This is a genomic window from Streptomyces sp. NPDC059142 (assembly GCF_042755665.1).
GTDB lineage: Bacteria > Actinomycetota > Actinomycetes > Streptomycetales > Streptomycetaceae > Streptomyces.
The window spans coordinates 19214-33153 of the sequence record NZ_JBHZDA010000056.1; the positions used below are offsets into that span (position 1 = coordinate 19214).

Sequence of the window (13940 nt, forward strand, 5' to 3'; positions counted from 1 at the left end):
GCCCGGCCCCCCCCGGGGGGGCGCGCGGGGCGCCCCCCCGCGGCCCCCCACACACCTCACACCTCGTACCGCACCTCAGGCGCCTGTCGACCGGAGCGCCCGGTGCGGGCCGCTACTCCGTGACGGATCCGGCGGTCCCGCCGGTCTCCCCGGCCGACTTCGCCGCGGTGGCGGTCGCGCCCTCCGCCAGCTCGATGGTCTCCCGCGCCGCCACCGAGACCGTGTCCTGGGGACGCTGGTCCGGCGCGTTCTCCGGGTGGTGGCAGGCCGCCTGGTGGCCGGGCCCGAGCTGGATCAGCGGGGGCTCGGTCGTCTTGCAGATCTCCGTCGCCTTCCAGCACCGGGTGTGGAACCGGCAGCCGGTGGGCGGCGAGATCGGCGACGGCACATCGCCCTTGAGCAGGATGCGGTCGCTCTTGCCGCCGCGCCGGCTCGGGTCGGGCACCGGCACGGCCGACAGCAGCGCCTTCGTGTACGGGTGCTTGGGCGACTCGTACAGCGACTTGCGGTCCGCCAGCTCGACGATCTTGCCGAGGTACATCACCGCGATCCGGTCCGACACGTGGCGGATGACCGAGAGGTCGTGCGCGATGATCACGTACGTCAGTCCCAGCTCCTGCTGGAGGTCGTCCAGCAGGTTCACCACCTGGGCCTGGATCGACACGTCCAGCGCCGAGACCGGCTCGTCGGCGACGACCAGCTTCGGGTTGAGGGCCAGCGCCCGCGCGATGCCGATGCGCTGGCGCTGTCCGCCGGAGAACTCGTGCGGGTAGCGGTTGTAGTGCTCGGGGCTCAGGCCCACCAGCTCCAGCAGCCGCTGCACCTCCTTCTTCACGCCGCCCTCGGGCTCGATGCCCTGGAGCTTGAAGGGGGTGGAGACGATCCCGCCGACGGTGTGGCGCGGGTTCAGCGATCCGAACGGGTCCTGGAAGATCATCTGGATGTCGCGGCGCATCGGGCGCAGCGCGCCCGCGGACATGTGGGTGATGTCCTTGCCCTCGAACTCGACCTTTCCGCCGGTCGGTTCGAGCAGCCGCGTGATCAGCCGGCCCATCGTCGACTTGCCGCAGCCGGACTCGCCGACGACGCCCAGGGTCTCCCCGGGACGTACGTCGAAGGAGAGCCCGTCGACCGCCTGGACGGCGCCGACCTTGCGTTTCAGCACGCCCTTGGTGATCGGGAAGTGCTTCACCAGGCCGGTGACCCTGAGGATCGGCTCGACACCGTCCGAGGGGCCACCCGCCGCGACCTGCTCCGGAATCTTCTTCGTCAGCTCAGTCACAGCTTCGGCGCAATCTCTTCGGTCCAGATCTTTTCCCGCTCCGCGCGCGACATGTGGCAGGCGGAGAAGTGCCCGTCGGTGATCTCCCGCAGGTCGGGGCGGACCGTGCGGGTGAGGTTGTCCTTGGGGACGTCGGCGTACGGGCAGCGCGGGTTGAAGGCACAGCCGGACGGGACGTTGATCAGGCTGGGCGGGGTCCCCTTGACCGGCACCAGCCGGTCGGTCTGGTCGCGGTCGATACGCGGCATCGAGCCGAGCAGGCCCCAGGTGTAGGGGTGCTGCGGCTGGTAGAAGACGCTCTCCGAGGAGCCGCGCTCGATGCACCGCCCCGCGTACATCACGAGCAGGTCGTCCGCGATCTCGGCGACGACGCCGAGGTCGTGGGTGATGATGACGACCGCCGAGTGGAACTCCTTCTGGAGGTCACGGATGAGGTCGAGGATCTGCGCCTGGACGGTCACGTCCAGCGCGGTCGTCGGCTCGTCGGCGATCAGCAGCTCGGGGTTGTTCACCAGGGACATCGCGATCATCGCGCGCTGGCGCATACCGCCGGAGAACTGGTGCGGGTAGTCGTGGTAGCGCCGGGCCGGCTCGGGGATCCCGACCCGGTCGAGCATCTCGACCGCCCGCTTCCTGGCGGTCTTCTTGTCGACCTTGTTGTGGACGCGGTACGCCTCCACGATCTGCGCGCCGACGCTGTAGTACGGGTGCAGCGCGGAGAGCGGGTCCTGGAAGATCATCGACATCTTCTGGCCGCGCAGCGCGCGCACCCGCTCGGGACCCGCGCCGATCAGCTCCTCGCCGTCCAGCCAGATCTCGCCGGAGATCCGGGCGCGCTCGGAGTTGTGCAGCCCCATGATGCCCAGCGAGGTCACGGACTTCCCGGAGCCGGACTCGCCGACGATGCCGAGGGTCTTGCCCGCCTGGAGGTCGAAGCTGACGCCGTCGACGGACTTCACGAGGCCGTCGTCGGTGTTGAAGTGGATACGGAGGTCCCGTACGGAGAGGAACGCGTCCTTCGCCGCCGGAGCGCCGGGGGCGCCCGTGGCCGCGGCCGTGTCCACCGTGCCCGTGCCCGTCGCGCCCGTACCCGCCTCGTCCCCGCTCGCGTCCTGCGTCTTGCTCACGTCGCTCATGAGAGCCTCACCCGGGGGTCGATCGCGGCGTACACGAGGTCCACCAGCAGATTGCAGAGAACGATGAAGAAGGCGGCGACCAGCGTCACACCCATCACGATGGGCAGGTCGCTGCGGGTCACGCCCTGGATGGCGTACGCGCCCATCCCCTGGAAGGAGAAGACGCGCTCGGTGATGACCGCGCCGCCGAGGAGCAGGGCGAAGTCCATGCCGAAGATGGTGACGAGCGGGGTGAGCGCGGCGCGCAGGCCGTGCTTGACGACCACCTGGCGCTCCCGCAGACCCTTCGCCCGCGCGGTTCTGATGTAGTCCTCGCCCATGGTCTCCAGCATCCCCGCGCGGGTGAGCCGCGCGTAGAGGGCGGAGTACAGGAAGGCGAGGGTGCACCAGGGAAGGATGAGGTTCCACGCCCAGTCGCCGGGGTTCTCGGAGAAGGGCACGAACTCCAGCTCCTCCCAGATCGTCCAGTGGAAGCTGAACAGCGCGAGGGAGACGAGGCCGGTGAAGAACATCGGCAGCGAGACACCGGCCAGGGCGATGCCCATGGTCAGGCGGTCGAAGATCGAGCCCCGCTTGAGCGCGGAGAGAACGCCGATGGCGACACCGGAGACGACCCAGATGACCGCCGCGCCGATGGCCAGCGAGAAGGTGACCGGGATGCGCTGGAGGATCTCGGGCCAGACCTCGACGTGGGTCTTGAAGGAGTAGCCGAAGCACGGTGCGTTGCACACCGAGGGGTTGGGGCCGAGGTTGTACTCGGCGCCGACCACGATGGCCTTGATGAAGTGCCAGTACTGGAGGTAGAGCGGATCCTCCAGCCCCAGGTTCGCCTTGATGGCGGCGATGGCGTCAGGGTCGGCGCCCTTGCCGACGTACTGGGCCGCCAGTGAGTCGGTCGTCTGGCCGCCCAGCCGGGGCACCAGGAAGAAGATCGCGAACGTGACTGCGCTGACCACCAGCAGCAGCAACACCGCGGCGAATACGCGTCGGATGATGTACGCAGCCACAGCCGTGCGGTACCAGGGCGTGCGGGCGGGGTGCGCCCGGACGATCCGGCACCTTCACCTGCCTTTCGGGGGGTGCTGATTGATGTAACAGGTGTTACTGAATGTGTAGCCGAGCGGGCCCGGAGTCTGTGCCGAGCCCGCTCGGAAGGTCACGCGGACTTACTTGGACGAGCTCATCAGCACGTAGTCGTACATACCGAGGTACGACTCCGCGACGGTGACGTTGGTCGCCGAGTCCGGGCGGTAGAGCAGGTTCTTCTTGTAGAAGAGCGGCACCGCGGACGCGTTCTCCATGACCAGCTTGTCGACCTCGCCCCACTTCTCGCCACGGGCGGTGGCGTCGAGGGTGCCGATACCGTCGGTCAGCGCCTTGTTGATCTTCGGGTCGTTCAGCTCCATCAGGTTCGTGCCACCGGACGGCTTGATGGCCGAACCGTTCACGATCGAGTCGAGGAAGCCGTAGCCGGTGGGCCAGTCAGCACCCCAGGCCATCATCATCAGGCCGGCCTTGTTGTCGTGGACCCACTTGGGGGAGCCCGCGAAGTCCGTGAAGTACTTGTCGGCCGGGAACTGCTTGATGTCGGCCTGGATGCCGATCGCCTTCAGGCTCTGCTGGATCTGCGTGGCGGCCTGGACCTCGTCGGGACGGTCGGAGCGCGCCGTCAGCGAGGTCTTGAAGCCGTTCGGCTGACCGCACTTGGTGAGCTGCTCCTTGGCCTTGGCCGCGTCGCCCTTGCTGCCCTCGGTCGGGTACAGGTCGAACTTCTTGTACCCGGCGACCGACGGCGGGATCATCGTGGAGGCGGGGTCACCCTTGACCGCGCCACCGACGGCGTCGACCACACCGGCCTTGTTGATCGCGTACTGGACGGCCTTGCGGCACTCGACGTTGTCGAACGGCTTCACGTTGACGTTCATCGCCAGGTAGGCGAGCGCGCCGGCGTAGGGGTTGTCCGTCCGGGCCTTCTCGGCCGGCTTGACGAGCACCTTCGGCTGCGTCTTCGACTGGAGCCCGGTGCCGGCGATGTCCGCGGTGATCGTGTCGCTGAGCAGGTGCTCGTCGACCGTCGAGGCGTTGACGTTGAACTTCAGCTCGATCTTGTCCGGCAGCGCCTTGCGGATCGGGTCGCTCGCCTGGTCCCACTCGGGGTTCCGGGAGAAGGTCGCGCCGCGGCTCTCGCTGTACGTGTCGAACTTGTACGGGCCCGAGGACACGATCTTCTGGACGTACTCGGCGCCCGTGTCGGCCTTCTGCGGGACCGGGGCCGTCTGCGAGAACGCGGCCAGGTAGTCCATGTCCGCGAACGGCTTGTTCAGCTTGAACGTGATCGTGTACTTGTCCGGCGTCTCGATGGACTTGAGACCGTCGGGCGACTTGTCCTTGTACGGACCCTTGTACTTGTCGCCACCGTCCAGGTACGACTTGAAGTACGTCGGACCGTTGGAGATGGCCTCGGGCGCGAAGTTGGAGCGCTCGATGGCGTACTTGACGTCCGCGGAGGTGATCTCGGTGCCGTCCTGGAACTTCACGCCCTTGCGGAGCGTGTACGTCCAGGTCTTGGCGTCCGGGCTGCCCTTGCCGAGGGAGGTCGCCAGGTCGGGAACGACCGTGAGGCCCTCCTTGCCGGCGGCCGGCTTGAACGTCACCAGGGAACGGGCGTACAGGCGGGAGAAGTTCTGCACCCAGCCGTAGTACGTGTTGCCCGGGTCCAGGGAGTCCGGGCCACTGGAGTGCTCGTACGTGACCGTCCCCCCCTTCTTGGTGCTGGCGTTGACGATGGTGCTCAGTCCGGCATCGGCCTTCGCGCTGCCGCCCCCATTGCCGTCCTTGCTGTCGCTGTCACCGCTGCCACAGGCGGTAGCACCGAGTGCCAACGCCAGCGTGACGGCGACGGCCGATGCTGTCTTTCTGCTGTTCACCTGAGGAAAGCCCCCTCGATCGATGGTGCGGCCGGGCCGCGATTACTTGCCACGGGGGTCGAGTGCGTCACGCAGACCGTCCCCCAGCAGATTGAAGGCCAGCACGGTGATGAAGATCGCCATGCCAGGAATGACCATGAACATCGGGTCGACCTGGTACAGGTCGACCGCGGTGGACAGCATGCCGCCCCACGAGGACTGCGGCGGCGCGATACCGACGCCGAGGAAGCTCAGGGAAGCCTCGAAGAGGATGTTGGTGGGGATCAGCAGCGTCGAGTAGACGAGGATCGGCGCGATCAGGTTGGGCAGCAGCTCCCGGAAGAGGATGAACGGGCCGCGCGCGCCGAGCGACCTGGCCGCCTCCACGAACTCCCGCTCCCGCAGGCTGAGCGTCTGCGCGCGCACGATGCGGCCGATGTACGGCCAGCTGAAGAAGCCGATCACGAAGATCAGTACGGCGATCCGCAGCGAGAGCCCTTCGAGCCCGAACACGCTGCCCTGGAGCGACGCGGAGATCGAGATCGCGAAGAGGAGCAGCGGGAAGGCGAGGAAGGTGTCCATCATGCGGCTGATGGCGCTGTCGACCCAGCCGCCGTAGAAGCCGGCGACGACGCCCATCACGACGCCGATGACGACGGAGAGCAGCGTGGACCCGGCCGCGACGACCAGGGAGACCCAGGAGCCCTCGATGATGCGGGCCAGGATGTCCCGGCCGGTCTGCGGTTCGACACCCAGGGGGTGGTCCCAGCTCATGCCGCCGAAGCTGCCCTTGGGCGCGAGCAGCGTGGGGTCGACCAGGTCCTGGTTGAAGGCGTTGGGGTCGAGCCCGAAGACGGACTGGAGCGGTTTGGAGAGTACGGCGACAAGGACCAGCAGGATCACGATGACGCCGCCCGCCATGGCGACCTTGTCCCGTTTGAAACGCGTCCACGCGATCCGGCCGAGCGAGCGGCCCTCGATCTGCTTGCCCCCGGCGCCTTCCAGCACCGCTTCCGGCTGCGCTTGCGCCGCCGACCCGGTGGTCTCGATAGGTGCCGTCATTGCGCTGGAGACCCCTCTCGGCCGACGGGTGGCCGGCCTGTGCCCGCCGCTGTAGCGGCTCGTTCACTTCATTGATGTCGCATGGTGGTCCCCCCGGTTCGGGCGATCCGCTTCTGTCAGCGCGTCGCCCGCACATCGCTCGCACATACGTGCCGATGCCACCTGCTGGAGGGAGTCTTCAGCCCTATCGCGATCACCCGCCAGCCCCATCCGGGAATGTTTGCTCAACCGTGATGCGATCAGAGGGTTACCGTTATACGGACACGACTTCGGCCTCAACGGACGAGACCGATCACCAATCCGTCAGAATCCACCAGAACGGGCATGCGTGCCCCACCCGTTCCTCCCCCGTGGAGCGTTCAGTATGCGCGAGAGGCAGGGGGCGGATAGCCGTAACCGGAGGACTGGACGGGCGCCGCGTGCGCCGCGTGCGCCTCCCGGTCGTAGAACGGGCGGGAGTTGACGCGCAGCCACATCGTGACCGGGTCGTACTCGTCGGACATGGCGACGGTGGAGACCGGCAGCCCCTCGGGGACGGCGCCGATCGACTGGCGCATCATCGCGCGTACGGAGTCGACGGAGGCCGGGCTCGTGTCGTACAGGTCGAGGCCGATCGCCAGGTACGGGGCGCCCAGCGCCGGCTGCACCCAGGCGCGGCGCAGCGAGCGCACGGCGGGGGTGCGGTGCGCGTTCTGCGTGAGCAGGGCGTAGAACTGCGGGAGTTGGATGGCCGGCTCGGAGAGCCGCAGCGGCCCCGCGGGCATCCGGTCGAGGCCGGTGGCGATCCGGCGCAGGTCCAGCCACGGGATGCCGAGGCCGCCGCCGGGCGCATGCGGATTGAGCCAGATCCCCCAGCGGTCCGGGAAGAGGGCGCGGGCGATGTCGCGGCCGGAAACCACCTCATGGGCCCGGGTCCAGCCGCTGGCGGACAGCTCCTGGGCGGAGGTGACGCAGGGCGCGTAGCCGAGCCCGTCGACCTCCATGTTGCCGTACTGGGCGTCGGGCGAACCGGCCTGACCGTGCCAGAGCAGCATCCAGACGCTGTCGTCGGCGAGGGCCTGGAGCAGTGCCTCGTACGCGTCGTACCGTCCCGGCGTCACCTGGCGCAGCATGTGCTCGACCTGCCCGGCCGCCGCGGTGCCTGACGCGCTCACTCTGGGTCCCGCCCCTCTTCGATCCACCATTCGTCCCGCTCCCCGGCGCCGCGCGGTGCGCCGGCCAGGCCATCAAACCAGCTTAGGCGGCTGGCCTGACACCGACTTGACGGCGGGTGCGCGTGCCGCATAGGCGGGAGGCGCGGTACGGCCGGTTCTCCACCGCGCGAGCCCCGTGTCCTTCCACCGCGTACGCCCCGTGAACCGTCCGGTGACCGGAGCGGCGACGCGCCCGCGACTACGGGTCATACCCGCCCCGGCCGGTCGTACCCCTCCGGTCAGGTCCCGGATGGGACACGGAGTGCGGTACGGAGCCGGCGGACGGGCCCGGCACCCGGTGCGGGGCGCCGGCCGCCGCCCCGCGCTTCCGGCCCCGCGCTTCCGGCTACGGCTACGCCCGTTCGTAGAAGGGCCTGACCTTCGCCAGCATCCACTCGCCGACCGGGTCCTGGGTCAGGTCGAGCAGGAGGAGGTTGACCGGCCAGGCCACCGGGACCCGGCCGAGCGCGCGGCCGAGCGCGTCCATCGGCGCGTTGCGGTCGGCGGCCTCCCAGGAGGAGAGCTGGACGCCGATGAAGAGGACCGGGGGCTCGCCCTCGACGCTGGCGAGCGCGCGGCGGGCGGTGGCCACCGTGCCCGTCGCCCCGAACTCGGCCGCGGCGGCGGAGAGGAAGTCGACCGGGTCCTCCTTCCAGTCCGGCTGGAAGAGCCGGACGCGGCCCCCGCTGGCCGGTCCGTCGAGCGGGGTGCGCCCCACCCGGCAGAGTTCGGCGACGGCGAGCGGCGGGAGGGGTACCCCGACCGCTCCGCCGGGGTTGATCGCGATGCCGAGCTGCGGCGGCAGTCCGCGGGCGAACTCGCGGGCGGGCGCGACGGTGAACGCCATGTGGTCGCCGACGCAACTGAGGAACTGCTGGTGCGAGCTGAAGACCGGGACGTACGGTGCGCCGTCGATCTCCACCGTCGGCAGGTCGAGCGCGGGGCTGTCGGGGCCGCCGCCGTTGGGCAGCGGCACCCAGATCTCGCTGCGTCCGAGCACCTCGACCAGCCGTCCGCCCGCCGCGTCGTTGCCGAGCGAGGCGGTGAGCACCTCTTCCAGCTCGTTGCCCGGCCATGCTGTGTTCACCACTGTGTACCTCTCCACCCCGTCCGCCCAGGACCCTGCGGCAGCACCCTAACGCCGCAGGCCGCGGGGTGCGCCGCCCGCGGTGGGTCACCGGGTGGGCGGTGACCGGGGGCGGCTCCGTCAATCGGTGTGCGGCTCGGTTAAGAAGGCGATGCGCTCCAGCGCGCCCGCCGCGTCCCGGTCCAGCAGCACGGCCGAGGCGCATCCGGCGGGGAGCCGGCCCGTCTCGGCGTCCGAGAGCAGCCGGCGGACCGCGCCGCGGTGGCGTGCGAAGGCGTATCCGGAGACGCCCCGGCCGCGCTCGCGCTGGCCCTCCCTGGCGGTCTCGGGCGCCACGTCCAGCAGGAGCAGATGCAGCCGGCGCCCGCGCGTACGGGCCTCCCGGGCGAGCCAGCGCCGTACCCAGGCCTGCGTACCGCAGTCGTGCACGACCAGGCTCGCTCCGGAGCCCAGCGCGCGCCGGAGCCCCGCGTAGTGCGCCGTTCGTACGAGGGGGCGGTAGACGGCGTACGGCAGCGCGGGCGGCATCAGCCGGGCCCAGCGGTCCCGCGCGTCCTGGGAGTCGATGCCGCCGCCCTGCGCGGCCCGCCGGATCAGCGTGGACTTGCCGCTGCCGGGCAGCCCGGAGACGACGACGAGGTCACCGGCGTCGAAGACGAGACCGTCCGGGCCCCCTCCGGGCCCCAGCCCCCGCAGATCGCGCACGGCGGGCGCGACGGGGACGGTCGCGGCGGGCGCGCCCACCGCCCCGGGGCCTCTCACCGCCGGGCCGTCCCCGACCGGTCTCACGCCCTGCTGTGCGGGCACACCCGCGGTCGTGGCGCACGCGCCGGACCCCTGCGAGATCATCGCCGTCCCCCTGTCAGCTCAGTCCGTGTCAGCTCAGTCCGTCTGGCCCATGACTCTTGCCCATGGAGTGTAAAGACTTGGTAATGTCCCGCAAGCTTCTCACCCGTACCCGCGCCGCGTCCGGTCATCCGCGCGACGGCGTGGTGACCGGCCGCCCCACTCCGCGGCGGCCCGTGCGATGATGTGCCCGCCAACTGCATACCGGCCGTTTGAATCCGCGCGGGAGAGTCCCGGTCACCGTGTGCGCCGGGCGCCGAAGGAGCAAGTTCCTCCCTTGAATCTCTCAGGCCCCGTACCGCGTGGATGAGGCAGATCTGAAAAGCGGGCCGCGTCGTCGCGGCTCCACCCAAGGTGCAAGTCATGCCCTCCATACGCGGGGTCGTGATGAACCTCTCAGGTTCCGATGACAGATGGGGAGGACCGTCCTCGCCGTCATGCCCTGGGAGCCACACCGATGAGCCATGTCCCCCCGAGCAGCACCCCGCGCCGTACCGCCCTCGACGCCACGCACCGCGCGCTGGGCGCGACCATGACCGACTTCGCCGGCTGGGACATGCCGCTGCGCTACGGCAGCGAGCGGGACGAGCACACCGCCGTCCGCACCCGCGCCGGGCTCTTCGACCTCTCCCACATGGGCGAGATCACCGTCACCGGACCGGACGCCGGACGCCTCCTGGACCACGCGCTCGTCGGCAACATCGGCGCCGTGGCCACCGGCCGGGCCCGCTACACGATGATCTGCCAGGAGGACGGCGGGATCCTGGACGACCTGATCGTCTATCGCCTCGGCGACGACACGTACATGGTCGTCGCCAACGCCTCCAACGCGCAGACGGTCCTGGACGCGCTGACCGCCCGCGCGACGGGGTTCGACGCCGCCGTACGGGACGACCGCGACGCGTACGCGCTGCTCGCCGTCCAGGGTCCGGAGTCCCCCGGCATCCTGAAGGCGCTGACCGACGCCGACCTGGACGGGCTCAAGTACTACGCGGGCCTGCCCGGCACCGTCGCCGGGGTCCCCGCCCTGATCGCGCGGACCGGCTACACCGGGGAGGACGGCTTCGAGCTCTTCGTGGAGCCCCGGCACGCGGAGGAGCTGTGGAAGGCGCTCACCGAGGCAGGCGCGGGGGTCGGGCTGGTGCCCTGCGGGCTCTCCTGCCGTGACACCCTCCGGCTGGAGGCGGGCATGCCGCTGTACGGGAACGAGCTGTCCACCGCGCTCACCCCGTTCGACGCGGGTCTCGGCCGGGTCGTGAAGTTCGACAAGACCTCGAACGGCGGCGCCTTCGTCGGCCGCGCGGCGCTGGAGGCCGCCGCCGAGCGCGCCGCGTCCGCCCCGCCGCGCAAGCTGGTCGGCCTGATCGCCGAGGGCCGCCGCGTCCCGCGCTCCGGATACCCGGTGGTCGCCGGCGGCGCGGTCGTGGGCGAGGTCACATCGGGCGCCCCGTCGCCGACGCTGGGCCGGCCGATCGCCATGGCGTACGTGGACGCCGCGTACGCCGCGCCCGGTACGGCGGGGGTGGGCGTGGACATCCGCGGTTCCCACGAGCCGTACGAGGTCGTGGCGCTGCCCTTCTACCAGCGCCGGAAGTGACCCGGACGCCGTCCGGCACCCCGGCGCTCCCGCCGCCCGTCCCATCCGTCCGTCCGTCGGTCGGTCGCGCGCCCGTCCCGGCGCCGTGCCGGTGCCCTCCAGGTGCCGCCCCGGCGCCGTCTCGGTCCGCAAGACAGCCGTTCCGCACCACTCCCCCGCGTACAGGAGAATTCAGCTCATGAGCAACCCCCAGCAGCTTCGCTACAGCAAGGAGCACGAGTGGCTGACGGCCGCCGAGAACGGTGTGTCGACGGTCGGTATCACGGAGTACGCGGCCAACGCCCTCGGCGATGTCGTGTACGCCCAGCTTCCGGAGGTCGGTGAGACGGTGACCGCGGGCGAGACCTGTGGAGAGCTGGAGTCCACCAAGTCCGTCAGCGACCTGTACGCCCCGGTGACCGGCGAGGTCACCGAGACCAACCAGGACGTCGTCGACGACCCCTCACTGGTGAACTCCGCGCCCTTCGAGGGCGGCTGGCTGTTCAAGGTACGCGTCACCGAGGAGCCGAAGGACCTGCTCACCGCGGACGAATACGCAGAGTTCTCCGGAAACTGACGTGACGCAGCTCACCCGGCCGACCCCGCATCAAGACACCCCAGGGACCGTGATGTCTTCGAAGTCGCTTCTGAACGCCTCACTCCATGAGCTGGACCCCGACGTCGCCGCCGCTGTCGACGCCGAACTCCACCGTCAGCAGTCCACCCTCGAAATGATCGCCTCGGAGAACTTCGCCCCGGTCGCGGTCATGGAGGCCCAGGGCTCCGTCCTCACCAACAAGTACGCCGAGGGCTACCCGGGCCGCCGCTACTACGGCGGCTGTGAGCACGTCGACGTGGTCGAGCAGATCGCCATCGACCGGGTGAAGGCGCTCTTCGGCGCCGAGCACGCGAACGTACAGCCGCACTCGGGCGCCCAGGCGAACGCCGCCGCGATGTTCGCGCTGCTCTCGCCCGGCGACACGATCATGGGGCTGAACCTCGCGCACGGCGGGCACCTCACCCACGGCATGAAGATCAACTTCTCGGGCAAGCTCTACGACGTCGTCGCGTACCACGTCGACGGCGAGACCGGCCAGATCGACATGGCCGAGGTCGAGCGGCTCGCCAAGGAGTCCCGCCCGAAGCTGATCGTGGCCGGCTGGTCCGCGTACCCCCGTCAGCTCGACTTCGCGGCCTTCCGCCGGATCGCGGACGAGGTCGGCGCGTACCTGATGGTCGACATGGCGCACTTCGCCGGTCTGGTCGCCGCCGGGCTGCACCCCAACCCGGTGCCGCACGCCCATGTCGTCACCACCACCACGCACAAGACCCTCGGCGGTCCGCGCGGCGGCGTGATCCTCTCCACCAAGGAACTGGCGAAGAAGATCAACTCCGCGGTCTTCCCGGGCCAGCAGGGCGGCCCGCTGGAGCATGTCATCGCGGGCAAGGCGGTCTCCTTCAAGGTGGCGGCCACGGACGAGTTCAAGGAGCGCCAGCAGCGCACCCTGGACGGCGCCCGCATCCTCGCCGAGCGGCTGGTGCAGCCGGACGTGACCGAGGCGGGCGTCTCCGTCCTGTCCGGCGGTACGGACGTGCACCTGGTCCTGGTCGACCTGCGCAACTCGGAGCTGGACGGCCAGCAGGCCGAGGACCGGCTCCACGAGGTCGGCATCACCGTCAACCGCAACGCCGTCCCGAACGACCCGCGCCCCCCGATGGTCACCTCGGGCCTGCGGATCGGCACCCCGGCGCTGGCCACCCGCGGCTTCACCGCGGAGGACTTCACCGAGGTCGCGGACGTCATCGCGGCGGCGCTGAAGCCGGAGTTCGACCGTGAGGCACTGGCGGGCCGCGTCACCGCGCTCGCCGAGAAGCACCCGCTGTACCCGGGCCTGTAACCCCGACCCGAGTACGCCGGGGCACCGCGCCCACCGGACCACCACCCCCGGTCCGTACGCGCGGTGCCCCGTCCCACGTACGGCCTCCCCGCCGTACGACACCCTGTAAGGAGCACCACCGTGGCCATCTCGGTCTTCGACCTGTTCTCGGTCGGCATCGGCCCCTCCAGTTCCCACACGGTCGGCCCGATGCGCGCGGCGGGCCTGTTCGCCCGCCGCCTCAAGAACGAGGGCCTGCTCGCCCACACCGCCTCCGTACGGTGCGAGCTGTACGGCTCGCTCGGCGCGACCGGCCACGGCCACGGCACCCCGAAGGCCGTCCTGCTGGGCCTGGAGGGCGACTCCCCGCGCACGGTCGATGTGGAGAGCGCCGACGACAAGGTGGCGCACATCCGCGACACCGGCCGGCTCAGCCTGCTCGGCGTCCACGAGATCGCCTTCGACGCCGACAAGGACCTGGTCCTGCACCGCCGCAAGGCCCTGCCGTACCACGCCAACGGCATGACGGTGTTCGCGTACGACGCCGAGGGCGCGCCGCTGCTGGAGAAGACGTACTACTCGGTGGGCGGCGGCTTCGTCGTGGACGACGACGCCGTGGGCGAGGACCGCATCAAACTGGACGACACGGTACTGAAACACCCCTTCCGCACCGGCGACGAACTGCTGCGGCTCTCCGCCGACACCGGCCTGTCGATCTCCGCGCTGATGCTGGAGAACGAGAAGGCGTGGCGCACGGAGGACGAGATCCGGGCCGGGCTGCTGGAGATCTGGCGGGTCATGCAGGCGTGCGTCTCCCGGGGCATCTCCCGCGAGGGCATCCTCCCCGGCGGCCTCAAGGTCCGCCGCCGCGCCGCGCAGTCGGCGCGGCCCCCTCGCGGCGGCGGGGCCCACCCGGGCCCCCGCGGGGTGTGGGGGACCGAGTTTGAGATGGCGGGGGAAGAGGGTGTACGCCCC

At 70.3% G+C, this 13940-nt stretch carries 12 protein-coding genes and 1 riboswitch; of the genes, 4 read left to right on the forward strand and 8 right to left on the reverse strand.

The features are described 5' to 3' along the window. Positions 1-112: 112 nt before the first annotated feature. The 8 genes from ACFXPK_RS20570 to ACFXPK_RS20605 all read right to left on the reverse strand — a co-directional run bounded on the left by ACFXPK_RS20570 (position 113) and on the right by ACFXPK_RS20605 (position 9515). A complete protein-coding gene (locus tag ACFXPK_RS20570; protein ID WP_385077336.1) occupies positions 113-1282 on the reverse strand; it encodes an ABC transporter ATP-binding protein in 1170 nt (389 codons plus the stop codon). After that, positions 1279-2418, reverse strand: a complete 1140-nt coding sequence (locus ACFXPK_RS20575) for an ABC transporter ATP-binding protein (protein ID WP_385006118.1) — start codon at positions 2416-2418, stop codon at positions 1279-1281. Before ACFXPK_RS20575 ends, ACFXPK_RS20570 begins: the two co-directional genes overlap by 4 nt. Next, the gene (locus tag ACFXPK_RS20580) at positions 2415-3425 is read right to left on the reverse strand and encodes an ABC transporter permease (RefSeq protein WP_385006116.1); all 1011 of its coding nucleotides are present in this window, start codon (positions 3423-3425) and stop codon (positions 2415-2417) included. The genes ACFXPK_RS20575 and ACFXPK_RS20580 overlap by 4 nt, the downstream gene beginning before the upstream one ends. A 159-nt stretch (positions 3426-3584) precedes the next feature. Further along, complete coding sequence (locus tag ACFXPK_RS20585) at positions 3585-5345, reverse strand: ABC transporter substrate-binding protein (RefSeq protein ID WP_385006115.1); 1761 nt, start codon at positions 5343-5345, stop codon at positions 3585-3587. A gap of 42 nt (positions 5346-5387) precedes the next feature. Then, positions 5388-6386 carry an ABC transporter permease gene (locus ACFXPK_RS20590; RefSeq protein ID WP_385006113.1) on the reverse strand — a complete coding sequence of 333 codons (999 nt, stop codon included), beginning with the start codon at positions 6384-6386 and terminating at the stop codon, positions 5388-5390. Between the two features lie 359 nt (positions 6387-6745). Beyond that, on the reverse strand, positions 6746-7540 hold the full coding sequence (locus tag ACFXPK_RS20595) for an enhanced serine sensitivity protein SseB C-terminal domain-containing protein (protein WP_385006111.1): 795 nt from the start codon (positions 7538-7540) through the stop codon (positions 6746-6748). A gap of 391 nt (positions 7541-7931) precedes the next feature. Then, positions 7932-8666: an enhanced serine sensitivity protein SseB gene (locus ACFXPK_RS20600; RefSeq protein ID WP_385077341.1), complete on the reverse strand. Its 735-nt coding sequence runs from the start codon at positions 8664-8666 to the stop codon at positions 7932-7934. 120 nt (positions 8667-8786) lie between these two features. Beyond that, complete coding sequence (locus ACFXPK_RS20605) at positions 8787-9515, reverse strand: AAA family ATPase (protein WP_385077344.1); 729 nt, start codon at positions 9513-9515, stop codon at positions 8787-8789. A 210-nt stretch (positions 9516-9725) separates the two neighbouring features. Then, positions 9726-9823: riboswitch (glycine riboswitch) on the forward strand. A gap of 146 nt (positions 9824-9969) precedes the next feature. Here ACFXPK_RS20605 and gcvT point away from each other — a divergent pair. From gcvT to ACFXPK_RS20625, 4 genes are all read left to right on the forward strand, one after another. Further along, positions 9970-11109, forward strand: a complete 1140-nt coding sequence (gcvT, locus tag ACFXPK_RS20610; protein WP_385006899.1) for a glycine cleavage system aminomethyltransferase GcvT — start codon at positions 9970-9972, stop codon at positions 11107-11109. A gap of 178 nt (positions 11110-11287) precedes the next feature. Further along, positions 11288-11665: a glycine cleavage system protein GcvH gene (gene gcvH, locus ACFXPK_RS20615; RefSeq protein WP_329822085.1), complete on the forward strand. Its 378-nt coding sequence runs from the start codon at positions 11288-11290 to the stop codon at positions 11663-11665. A 52-nt stretch (positions 11666-11717) separates the two neighbouring features. Next, positions 11718-12986: a serine hydroxymethyltransferase gene (glyA, locus tag ACFXPK_RS20620; protein ID WP_385006897.1), complete on the forward strand. Its 1269-nt coding sequence runs from the start codon at positions 11718-11720 to the stop codon at positions 12984-12986. Positions 12987-13106: 120 nt separating this feature from the next. Further along, on the forward strand, positions 13107-13940 hold an 834-nt coding region (locus ACFXPK_RS20625; RefSeq protein WP_385077349.1), incomplete at its 3' end, for a serine dehydratase beta chain.

What these genes read in the sequence shown, in the direction of transcription:
- ACFXPK_RS20575 (WP_385006118.1), bottom strand. Translation starts at nt 2,418, where the DNA reads ATGAGCGACGTGAGCAAGACGCAGGACGCGAGCGGGGACGAGGCGGGT.
- ACFXPK_RS20590 (WP_385006113.1), bottom strand. Translation starts at nt 6,386, where the DNA reads ATGACGGCACCTATCGAGACCACCGGGTCGGCGGCGCAAGCGCAGCCG.
- ACFXPK_RS20605 (WP_385077344.1), bottom strand. Translation starts at nt 9,515, where the DNA reads ATGATCTCGCAGGGGTCCGGCGCGTGCGCCACGACCGCGGGTGTGCCC.
- gcvT (WP_385006899.1), top strand. Translation starts at nt 9,970, where the DNA reads ATGAGCCATGTCCCCCCGAGCAGCACCCCGCGCCGTACCGCCCTCGAC.
- gcvH (WP_329822085.1), top strand. Translation starts at nt 11,288, where the DNA reads ATGAGCAACCCCCAGCAGCTTCGCTACAGCAAGGAGCACGAGTGGCTG.
- glyA (WP_385006897.1), top strand. Translation starts at nt 11,718, where the DNA reads ATGTCTTCGAAGTCGCTTCTGAACGCCTCACTCCATGAGCTGGACCCC.